The 9,939-nt window shown below is 59.6% G+C and carries 8 protein-coding genes and 1 pseudogene; 3 read left to right on the top strand and 6 right to left on the bottom strand.

The window, feature by feature from the left end; all coding sequences use genetic code 11:
• From F8N21_RS29040 to F8N21_RS29020, 5 genes are all read right to left on the bottom strand, one after another.
• Nucleotides 1–692, bottom strand: a 692-nt coding sequence (locus F8N21_RS29040) for an electron transfer flavoprotein subunit beta/FixA family protein (protein WP_150645408.1), incomplete at its 3' end; no start/stop codon positions are given.
• Between the two features lie 62 nt (nt 693–754).
• Nucleotides 755–1,993, bottom strand: coding sequence for a CaiB/BaiF CoA transferase family protein (locus F8N21_RS29035; RefSeq protein WP_150645407.1), 1,239 nt, complete (start codon nt 1,991–1,993; stop codon nt 755–757).
• Between the two features lie 25 nt (nt 1,994–2,018).
• Nucleotides 2,019–3,221 carry a 3-oxoadipyl-CoA thiolase gene (locus F8N21_RS29030; protein WP_150645406.1) on the bottom strand — a complete coding sequence of 401 codons (1,203 nt, stop codon included), beginning with the start codon at nt 3,219–3,221 and terminating at the stop codon, nt 2,019–2,021.
• A 24-nt stretch (nt 3,222–3,245) separates the two neighbouring features.
• Nucleotides 3,246–4,775 carry a 3-hydroxyacyl-CoA dehydrogenase gene (locus F8N21_RS29025; protein WP_150645405.1) on the bottom strand — a complete coding sequence of 510 codons (1,530 nt, stop codon included), beginning with the start codon at nt 4,773–4,775 and terminating at the stop codon, nt 3,246–3,248.
• 3 nt (nt 4,776–4,778) lie between these two features.
• Complete coding sequence (locus tag F8N21_RS29020; RefSeq protein WP_150645404.1) at nt 4,779–5,564, bottom strand: enoyl-CoA hydratase; 786 nt, start codon at nt 5,562–5,564, stop codon at nt 4,779–4,781.
• Nucleotides 5,565–5,802: 238 nt separating this feature from the next.
• Between F8N21_RS29020 and F8N21_RS29015 the strand changes: the two genes are divergently transcribed.
• From F8N21_RS29015 to F8N21_RS29005, 3 genes are all read left to right on the top strand, one after another.
• A complete protein-coding gene (locus tag F8N21_RS29015) occupies nt 5,803–6,666 on the top strand; it encodes an IclR family transcriptional regulator (protein ID WP_150645403.1) in 864 nt (287 codons plus the stop codon).
• A gap of 59 nt (nt 6,667–6,725) precedes the next feature.
• On the top strand, nt 6,726–7,880 hold the full coding sequence (locus F8N21_RS29010; RefSeq protein WP_150645402.1) for an acyl-CoA dehydrogenase family protein: 1,155 nt from the start codon (nt 6,726–6,728) through the stop codon (nt 7,878–7,880).
• Between the two features lie 62 nt (nt 7,881–7,942).
• A complete protein-coding gene (locus tag F8N21_RS29005) occupies nt 7,943–9,217 on the top strand; it encodes an MFS transporter (RefSeq protein WP_150645401.1) in 1,275 nt (424 codons plus the stop codon).
• Between the two features lie 112 nt (nt 9,218–9,329).
• On the opposite strand, the pseudogene F8N21_RS29000 reads toward F8N21_RS29005, so the two are convergent.
• Nucleotides 9,330–9,509: pseudogene (locus tag F8N21_RS29000) on the bottom strand (transporter); the annotation flags it as partial.
• Between the last annotated feature and the right edge of the window lie 430 nt (nt 9,510–9,939).

The raw sequence follows: 9,939 nt of genomic DNA, 5'->3' as shown, positions 1-9,939 counted from the left end.
CGTGCAGCCGGCGCTTCGACTTTCAGAGTCTTGGTGGTGGAGGCGGTGGAAACGCCCAAAGCGTCCGGAGTCAGCACTTCGAGAGGCTTCTTCTTGGCTTTCATGATGTTTGGCAGGGACGCATAACGCGGCTCGTTCAAACGCAGGTCGGTGGTGACGATGGCTGGCAGTTTCAGGGAAACTGTCTGACCGCCGCCGTCGACTTCGCGGGTCACGGCAACGCTGTCGCCGCTGACTTCGACTTTCGAGGCGAAGGTGCCCTGACCGTAGCCGGTCAGCGCAGCCAGCATCTGGCCGGTCTGGTTGTTGTCGCTGTCGATGGCTTGTTTGCCAAGGATCACCAGCTGTGGCTGTTCCTTGTCGACTACCGCCTTGAGCAACTTGGCCACGGCCAGGGAGTTCAATTCATCAGCGGATTCGACGAGGATGGCCCGATCTGCACCCAGCGCCAGGGCGGTACGCAGCTGCTCTTGAGCTGTGGACGGACCAATGGAGACGACGACGATTTCAGTCGCAACACGCCCTTCTTTTATAAAGAGTTCTTTCAAGCGTACGGCTTCTTCCACGGCGATTTCGCAGAACGGGTTCATCGACATCTTGACGTTGGCGAGGTCGACGCCGGAGTTGTCCGCTTTGACGCGAACCTTGACGTTGTAATCGACCACGCGCTTGATGGCTACGAGGACTTTCATGGCAGGCTCCATTCAGAAAGATTGACCCGACAGCACCTGATCGTGCTCGGGGTGACGCACATTCAGCGGTCGCCAAGCTGCTCGATCACACCTTGGGCCTTCAATTCGGCCAGGCGTCCATCATCGAGCCCCAATTGGCGCTTGAGCACTTCATCCGTATGCTCACCCAGCATCGGCGCGGGACGCAGGTACTCCACCGGCGTGCCGGACAGCTTGATGGGGCTGCCAACCGTGACGAAGTCTGGCTTCAGCGGGTGAGGAATGGTCACCAGCATGTCTCGCGCCTTTACCTGCGGTTCGTCCAGTGCCTGGGCGATGCTGTTTATCGCGCCCACTGGCACGCCCTGCGGGTGAATCCGTTGCACCCACTCATCGGCACAGTCGCCGAGAAAATGTTGCGACAGAATCCTGACGATCTCCTCGCGATTGGTCACTCGATCCGCGTTGCGGGCAAAGCGCGGGTCTTTGGGCAACTCAGGGAGATCGATGGCCTCGCACAGGGCGATGAACTGGCTGTCATTTCCGCAAGCGATGATGAAATCGCGATCGTTGGCACGGAACACCTGATACGGAACGATGTTCGCGTGAGCGTTGCCATAACGCCCCGGCGGCTTCCCGGAAGCCAGATAGTTCTGGCTTTGGTTGCACAGGGTGGCAACCTGCACGTCAAGCAGGGCCATGTCGACGTGCTGACCCAGGCCGGTTTTTTCGCGACTGAGCAATGCGGCCTGAATGGCGACGGTGGAGTAAAGCCCGGTCATCAGATCGGAGAACGCCACCCCGACTTTCTGCGGACCGCCCCCGGGTAGATCATCGCGTTCGCCGGTGATACTCATCAGCCCGCCGATTCCCTGGATGATGAAGTCGTAGCCTGGCTCGGCAGCGCGCGGGCCGGTCTGGCCGAAGCCCGTCACCGAGCAGTAGACCAGGCGCGGGTTGATCCTGGACAAGCTTGCATAGTCCAGCCCGTACTTGGCCAGTGAGCCGGCCTTATAATTTTCAATCAGCACGTCACAGCTGGTGGCCAAGGCGCGCACCATTTCCTGACCTTCGGGTGTGGCCAGATTAAGCGCCACCGATAGCTTGCCGCGGTTGGTGGACTGGTAATAAGAAGCTTCCTGGGTCGGCTCGTCGTTCTCATCCCTCATCCACGGCGGTCCCCAGCCGCGAGTATCATCGCCCGCGCCAGGCCGTTCGATCTTGATCACTTCGGCCCCGAGGTCAGCCAAAGTCTGGCCACACCAGGGACCGGCCAGCACACGGCTCAGGTCGAGCACGCGGTATCCAGTCAAAGCACCCATTTCATTTCACCTTTGCTTGCCGCGTTCATACGCGCTCGATAACCATCGCCAGCCCTTGGCCGACACCAATGCACAGACTGACCACTGCGTAGCGCTTGCCGCTCACTTGCAACGCGCGGGCGGTACTCAGCGCCAGCCGCGCGCCCGAAGCCCCCAAAGGGTGGCCGATCGCAATGGCGCCGCCATTGGGATTGACACGCGGGTCATCGAAGGCCAGACCGAGGCCCTTGAGGCAGCCCAGGACTTGGCTGGCGAAAGCTTCGTTGATCTCGATAATATCCATATCCGCCAGACTCAGCCCGGCGCGAGCCACGGCTTTGTTGATCGCTTCGACCGGGCCGACGCCCATGATGCGAGGGGCTACGCCCACCGCGGCGGCAGATAGAATGCGGGCCATCGGCACCAGGCCATGACGTTCGCCTGCAGACGTTGAACCAATCAGCAGCGCGGCAGCCCCATCGTTGATGCCCGAGGCGTTGCCAGCAGTGACCACACCGCCCTCGGACAGAGGTTTCAACCGTGCCAAGGCCGCCAGATCGGATTGCGGGCGGGGGTGTTCGTCCTGCTCTATAACGTTGGGCGGTGTCTTGCGACCGGTGGGTACGCTCACCGAAAGCAATTCGTCCGCGAAGAAACCGGACTGTCGCGCTGCTTCGTAACGGGCCTGGGAACCTGCGGCGAAAAGGTCCGCTTGCGCGCGGTCGATGCCGTACACGTAGGCCACGTTGTCACCGGTCTGCGGCATGCTGTCGTTGCCAAACTCGGTGACGATTTTCGGGTTGGGGAAGCGTGCGCCGATGGTGCTGTCGAACACCGTCAATTCGCGGCTATAGGCCGCCTCGGCCTTGGCCATGACGAATGGCGCGCGGGACATGCTTTCCACGCCTCCAGCGACGAACAGATCACCTTCCCGGCAGGTGACCGCACGTGCAGCGTCAATCACCGCCGCCAGGCCACTGGCGCAAAGGCGGTTGACCGTCTGCCCCGGGACCGTCACCGGCAGGCCGGCGAGCAGCGCGGCATGGCGAGCGATGTTACGGCTGTCCTCTCCCGCCTGGTTGGTGTTGCCGAGGATCACGTCCTCGATAGCATCACCCGGGATGGCATGGCGGGCGAGCAGTTCGCGGATGACGTGAGCAATGAGATCGTCCGGACGTACCGACGCAAGTGCGCCGCCGTGACGACCGAAAGGGGTACGCAGACCTGCGAAAATATAGGCATCGAGCATTAAAAAGTTCCTGATTGTCAGAGGTCAGTTGAGCGTCGGTTCAATGTGGCGCAGCGATAGGCCGAGGGCCGCTCGACGGCGCAACCAGGGGCCCGGGCGGTAACGAGGATCCCCTGTCAGCTCGGTCATGCGTTCAAGAATGGTCAGCAAGCGTTTTGCTCCGAGACTATCGCCCCAGGCCAGCGGCCCCTGCGGATAACCCAGGCCACGGCGCACGCCCTCATCCAGGTCGTCGACACTGGCGATGCGTTGCTGGACGATGTCGCCAGCCAGATTGACGATCATTGCCAGCACGCGTTGGGCGACGAAACCGACGCTGTCATTGATCACGCTGACGCCGACTCCGTCGCGGGCCAGCAAAGCATGAGCGGCATCGCGCATATCGACTCGCGTCGCCGGTGTCGGCATCAGCGTGCGGTAGCGAGCGCTGTCGAGCAGCGGGTCGATGCACACCGTGCGCGTCGGGTCGGTGGCAAAGCATTCAGCGGCACTGGTGGCGTCCAGGCCATAAGGTGCCAGCAAGCAGAGTGCTTCGCTGGAAGGCGTGGCGCCCTGCTCTACCTGCGCGCCCAGGTGCTCCAGCAAAGCAGTCAGGCTGGCATGATCTGCCTCGTTCTCGGTACCGAGCCACACCGGCGGCAGAGTCTCAACTACCGGCACTGATTGCGCCGACGGTGGATTAATCATTTGACCATTGGCGTACTGGTAAAACCCACGCCCGACTTTACGACCGACATACCCGGCCTCCAGCATCTGCCGGGTCAGCGCCGACGGACGATAGCGCGGCTCCTGGTAAAACTGGTTATAGATTGACTCGATCACCGGATGAGAAACGTCCAGGGCCGTAAGGTCAAACAACTCCAGCGGCCCCATGCGAAAGCCCAGGCCCTCACGCAGGATGCGGTCAATCTCGGCTGGCTCGGCAACGCCTTCCTTGAGAATCTGCAGGGCTTCGGTGCTATAGGCGCGACCCGCGTGGTTGATAATGAAACCGGGCGTATCCTTGGCCCGAATACCGCGGTGACCCATGCGCGCCGCCAACGCCTGCAGGCAGTCACCGATCCGCGGATCGCTGGCCAAGCCGTCGATCACCTCCACCACTTTCATCAGCGGCACAGGGTTGAAGAAGTGGAACCCCGCAACTCGCTCGGGGTGCCGACATCCTCGGGCGATGCTGGTCACGGACAGTGACGAGGTATTGGTGGCCAAAACGCAATCGTCGGCGACCACCGCCTCCAACTCGGCCAGCAATGCCTGCTTGGCGTCGAGACGTTCGATGATGGCTTCAACCACCAGATCAACGTTTTTCAACTCCGTCAGAGAAGTCGCTACCCGAAGATGCTCAAGCGTGAACTGCGCGTCGCTGCTGGTGATCTTGCCCTTGCTCACCAGCTTGCCCAGAGTCTGCTCCAGGTTATCGCGGGCTGCCTGGGCAGCGCCTTCGCGATTGTCGAAGAGCATTACCTGTATACCCGCCTGGGCGGCAATCTGGGCAATGCCGGTGCCCATCACTCCGGCACCGACGATGGCCATATGGTTGATCACGAGTGTCATGAGTCATTCCCCTGCAAAGCTGGCTTTACGCTTTTCCAGAAAGGCGCGAGCGCCCTCTTTCTGGTCCTTCGAGTCGAACAGCAACTGGAACGCCTTGCGCTCCAGGACCAAAGCGCTGTTCAGCGACATATCGGCACCCGCCAGCATGACCTCCTTGATCTGCGCCACCGCCAGTGGCGGCAACGCGGCGATTTCTGCTGCGAGTTCAAGGGCGCGCGGCAGCGTGCGCTCGTCGCTCACCACCTCGCTGACCATCCCCATGGCGAGTGCTTGAGGCGCCGGGACCAAACAGCCAGTCAGCGCGATACGCATCGCCTGGAACTTGCCGACCGCGCGGATCAGGCGCTGGGTCCCCCCGGCTCCGGGCATCAGGCCCAACTTGACCTCCGGTTGACCGAAGCGCGCCGACTCTCCTGCAACGATGATGTCGCAATGCATCGCCAGCTCACAGCCGCCACCCAGGGCAAAGCCGTTCACCGCGGCGATCACCGGTTTCGGGCAACGACCGATGGCCTCCCACAGGTATTCGGTATGTCGAAGGTACATCTCGATGGGACTGGCGTCGGCGAACTCGCGGATGTCGGCACCGGCTACGAAGCACTGCTCGCCGCCGGTCAGGACGATAGCGCGGACCCGAGCATCAATGGCCAGTGCACGAAAGTGCCTGGCCAATTGCTCGCGGACCGCGCTGTTGAGTGCGTTCTTCGCATCGGGACGCGAGATCCGCACGACTGCGACGGCATCATCGCGGATTTCCAGGGTCACGACTGACTCGTGTCGGGAGCTCATGCTTTCTCCTCAAATTGTGTTTCGCTATACGAAACTAAATACCGAAATAGTGAATTATCATAGATACGGTCTCAAAGATCTGTAAACAAGCAATCGATAAAATTTAATTTAAACGTTATATATCAGCTATTTAAATGACTTTTAAATGTAGTTTGGATTTTAATGAAATAACGAATATAATTTCGTCAGGCGAAACTGTATTTTATTTTCTTGCATTTCTCAGAATCGAGGCTCTAACATGGGACGCAACAAAACCGACCATTCCACAGACAAGATGAGTGGAGCAGATGACATTGGCTTGCTGAGAATGGGCATGCTCGAACCAACAGGCGGGATGAGCGAAGAGGAAAGCAGTGGCCAGTTCGTGACAGCACTGGCTCGTGGACTCGAGCTGATGAGGTGTTTCACGCCGCGCGAGAACGTACTCGGCAATCAGGACCTGGCCCGGATGACCGGGTTGCCCAAGCCGACCGTGACGCGCCTGACCAATACGCTGATGCGTCTTGGATGCCTCAAGCGCGAAGTGCACTCGGGCAAATACCAACTGGATGTCGGTGTGCTCGGATTCGGCTACGCCATGCTATCGAACCTTTCAATTCGCACCGTGGCCCATCCATTGATGGAGGAGTTGGCAAACCACGCTCAGGCCGCCGTCGCCATGGCCGCCCGTGATCGTCTTCAAATGGTCTACCTGGATGTGGTTCAGGGTCAGGGCAACATGACCATGCGGCGACAAATCGGCAGCTACTTGCCGTTGGCACAGAGTTCGGTGGGCCGAGCCTGCCTGGCGGCAATGCCGGAAACAGAGCGGGAGTTTCTGCTCGATCACATTCGCCAGCGTGAAACGGAGCAATGGCCAGCCATCCGCAAGGGGCTGGACAGAGCGTTCAGGGATTTCGCCGACTATGGCTTCTGCCTGTCGATCGGTGAATGGCACCGCGACGTCAACTCCGTTGCAGTGCCGTTGCTGCATCCGCAGTACGGGTTGCTGAGCTTCAACTGCGGTGGACCTAGCTTTCAGCTGCCACGCGAACAGCTCGTGGACGATATCGGACCTCGTCTGATCAACATGGTCAACAACATTGGCGCCGCTGCTCGCTGACACGACGGAGTAACGGCGCCCTAAAAAACCGGCTCGCTTGCGAGCCTCAAGGAGCGCACATGATCCGTGATACCGAAACCCTACAGATTCTGCTGGATTCTCTTCGCCAGTTCGTCAACGAAGCGCTGATTCCGCGCGAAAACGAGGTTGCCGACACCGACAACATCCCGGACGACATCGTTGTGCAAATGCAAGAGATGGGGCTGTTCGGTCTGACCATCCCGGAAGAGTTCGGCGGCATGGGTGTGACCATGGAAGAAGAGGTCAACATCGCCTTCGAACTGGGGCGCACCTCTCCAGCCTTTCGCTCTTACGTCGGCACCAATAACGGCATCGGCTCCATCGGCATTCTGCTCGATGGCAGCCAGGAGCAGAAAACCAGGTACCTGCCAAAACTGGCGACTGGCGAGCTACTCAGTGCCTTCTGTCTGACCGAGCCAGACTCGGGTTCCGATGCCGCTTCGCTGAAAACCACTGCCGTGCGCGATGGCGATCACTACCTCATCAACGGCACCAAGCGTTTCATCACCAACGCACCCCACGCCGACATCTTCACCGTCATGGCGCGCACCAATCCGGACATCAAGGGTTCCGGCGGCATCAGTGCGTTCATCGTAGAGCGCGACACGGCCGGTATCTACCTGGGTAAACCCGATCACAAAATGGGGCACAAAGGCGCTCACACCTGCGACGTCATCTTCGAAAATGTCCGCGTTCCAACCAGCCAATTGATCGGCGGTGTTGAAGGCGTGGGTTTCAAAACCGCCATGAAAGTACTGGATAAAGGTCGCCTGCATATTGCCGCCCTGAGCGTCGGCGCAGCCGAGCGCATGCTGGCGGATTCGCTGCAATACGCAATTGAGCGCAAGCAATTCGGCAAGCCGATCGCCGAGTTCCAACTGATCCAGGCGATGCTCGCCGACAGCAAGGCGGAAATCTACGCGGCACGCTGCATGGTCCTGGATGCGGCACAAAAGCGCGACCTGGGTTTGAACATTGCCACCGAAGCCTCCTGCTCGAAGATGTTCGCCACTGAGATGTGCGGTCGGGTCGCCGACCGCTGCGTACAGATCCATGGCGGTGCCGGGTATGTCAGCGAGTACAGCATTGAGCGTTTCTACCGTGACGTTCGCCTGTTCCGCATCTACGAGGGCACCACCCAGATCCAGCAGCTGGTCATCGCCCGAAACATGATCCGCGACGCTCAAAGCTGAGGCCTCGGGCCTTCAAGCTCTGGCTCAAGCCCCTGTTCCCATAAATACAATAAGGTGACGTGATGGACGCTACTGCTCAGGTCAGTGCAAATACACTGGCCACAACCAACACCTGGGTGCTGGTATTTGTCTTCTGCTTTCTTGGATTGTTGATCGACGGCGCCGACTTGATGCTGCTTTCCTACAGCCTCAGCAGCCTGAAGGCTGAATTTGGCCTGAGCAACGTCGAAGCCGGCAGCCTGGGTAGCTTCACCCTGGCCGGCATGGCCATCGGTGGCATCTACGGTGGCTGGGCCTGCGATCGTTTCGGCCGGGTAAAAACCGTGGTCTGGAGCATCGTGCTATTTTCCGCCGGCACGGCTGTGCTAGGCCTGACGCAAAACTATTGGCAGTTCGCGATCACCCGATTCGTGGCATCACTGGGGATTGGCGCACTGTACGTGGCTTGTAACACGCTGATGGCCGAATACGTACCCACCCGCTACCGCACAACGGTGCTGGGCACCCTGCAAGCAGGCTGGTCGGTGGGCTATATCGTCGCGACGCTGTTGGCCGGCTGGATCTTGCCGAGTCATGGCTGGCGCTGGCTTTTCTACATTGCCATTATCCCGGTGATCCTGGCCGTGGTGATGCAACGTTACGTGCCGGAGCCGCAAGCCTGGATCAACGCTCAGGCCGAGCGCGCCAAGAAAAAAATCGAGGGCATCCAAAAGCCATCCTCCGAAAAGCGCGAGAGCATGTACAAGCTGATCTTCGGTGATCCGCAGGCTCGCCGGATGTTTATCTCCTGGGCCCTGACTGCCGGCTTTCTGCAGTTCGGCTACTACGGTGTGAACAACTGGATGCCGACGTACCTGGAAAGCGAACTGGGCATGAACCTCAAATCCATGACCGGCTACATGGTCGGCACCTACACTGCCATGATCCTTGGCAAGATTCTCGCCGGCCTGGCGGCTGACCGTATCGGTCGCCGTACCGTGTTCGCCTTTGGTGCCTTGGGAACTGCGGTATTCCTACCGGTGATCGTCCTGTTTCAAAGCCCGGAAAACATCCTGTGGATGCTGGTGGTGTTCGGCTTTTTGTATGGCATTCCTTACGGTGTGAACGCCACCTACATGACTGAAAGCTTCGAGGCCAAATTCCGCGGATCCGCCGTTGGCGGCGCCTACAACATCGGGCGTCTGGGCGCAGCGATTGCCCCGGCAGCTATCGGCTTCCTGGCCTCTCACGGCTCGATAGGCGTGGGTTTCATCGTCATGGGTGCTGCCTACTTCGTCTGTGGCGTGATCCCGGCGCTGTTTATCCGGGACAAGCAGTTCGATCCGCAGAAGCAATAGAGTCGGTAACTCGACAATTGAGCAGTAGTCTGTCGGTTCCTCCTGATCCGACTGACCGCTGCTATGTCACATGATCTTTGGCTAATGACTCCACAGCATGCAAGGGCGAAGACTAAAAAGGTATCGCCAATTTCAACCAATACGCATTGCCTTCCGCTCGGTTTCGCACACTTGATTCCTGTTGCCATTTCGCAGTCAAAAACCAACCTTTACTGCTGGCATATTTGATAGATGGGCCTATGGCAAACACATGTCCCTTGTTATTTTCGATACGTTCATAACCACCCACTCCTGGGAAAGGGGCGGCAGATCTGAAGCCAAAGCAACAGCAACGACAGAAGCCACGGCAAGATCAAAAGATCGCAGCCTCGCTTCGCTCGACAGCTCCTACAGGTAATCGGGCGCACACAAATCCTGAGTCCGGCAAAGTTCCAATGTGGGAGCGGGCTTGCTCGCGAAAGCGGACTGACATCTAGCATCGATGTCGACTGACACGGCCTCTTCGCGAGCAAGCCCGCTCCCACAGGTAATCGGGGTCGTGCACAAATCCCGTGTCCGACCAGGCCGGCCGGTAGGCCGCCTCGCTTTGGCTTTTGCGGTGCACGCCCCCTCGAGAGGCCGAGCGCAGGTTCTGCGCAGTGGGCAACCCGGCATGGATGCCGGGTTAGCCGCCCCCGGCCATGGATGGCCGATGGCGGCGGGCCCACGGAGCAGGACCGGAG

Origin of the sequence: Pseudomonas fluorescens (assembly GCF_902497895.1) — a bacterium.
Taxonomy (GTDB): Bacteria; Pseudomonadota; Gammaproteobacteria; order Pseudomonadales; family Pseudomonadaceae; genus Aquipseudomonas; species Aquipseudomonas fluorescens_BP.
Note: the sequence above shows the minus strand (reverse complement) of the source record. Positions and strands in the feature narration are given on the sequence as shown.

Bases quoted from the DNA above. Each gene is read 5' to 3' on its own strand.
- F8N21_RS29035 (WP_150645407.1), bottom strand. From the start codon at position 1,993: ATGGGTGCTTTGACTGGATACCGCGTGCTCGACCTGAGCCGTGTGCTG.
- F8N21_RS29030 (WP_150645406.1), bottom strand. From the start codon at position 3,221: ATGCTCGATGCCTATATTTTCGCAGGTCTGCGTACCCCTTTCGGTCGT.
- F8N21_RS29025 (WP_150645405.1), bottom strand. From the start codon at position 4,775: ATGACACTCGTGATCAACCATATGGCCATCGTCGGTGCCGGAGTGATG.
- F8N21_RS29020 (WP_150645404.1), bottom strand. From the start codon at position 5,564: ATGAGCTCCCGACACGAGTCAGTCGTGACCCTGGAAATCCGCGATGAT.
- F8N21_RS29015 (WP_150645403.1), top strand. From the start codon at position 5,803: ATGGGACGCAACAAAACCGACCATTCCACAGACAAGATGAGTGGAGCA.
- F8N21_RS29010 (WP_150645402.1), top strand. From the start codon at position 6,726: ATGATCCGTGATACCGAAACCCTACAGATTCTGCTGGATTCTCTTCGC.
- F8N21_RS29005 (WP_150645401.1), top strand. From the start codon at position 7,943: ATGGACGCTACTGCTCAGGTCAGTGCAAATACACTGGCCACAACCAAC.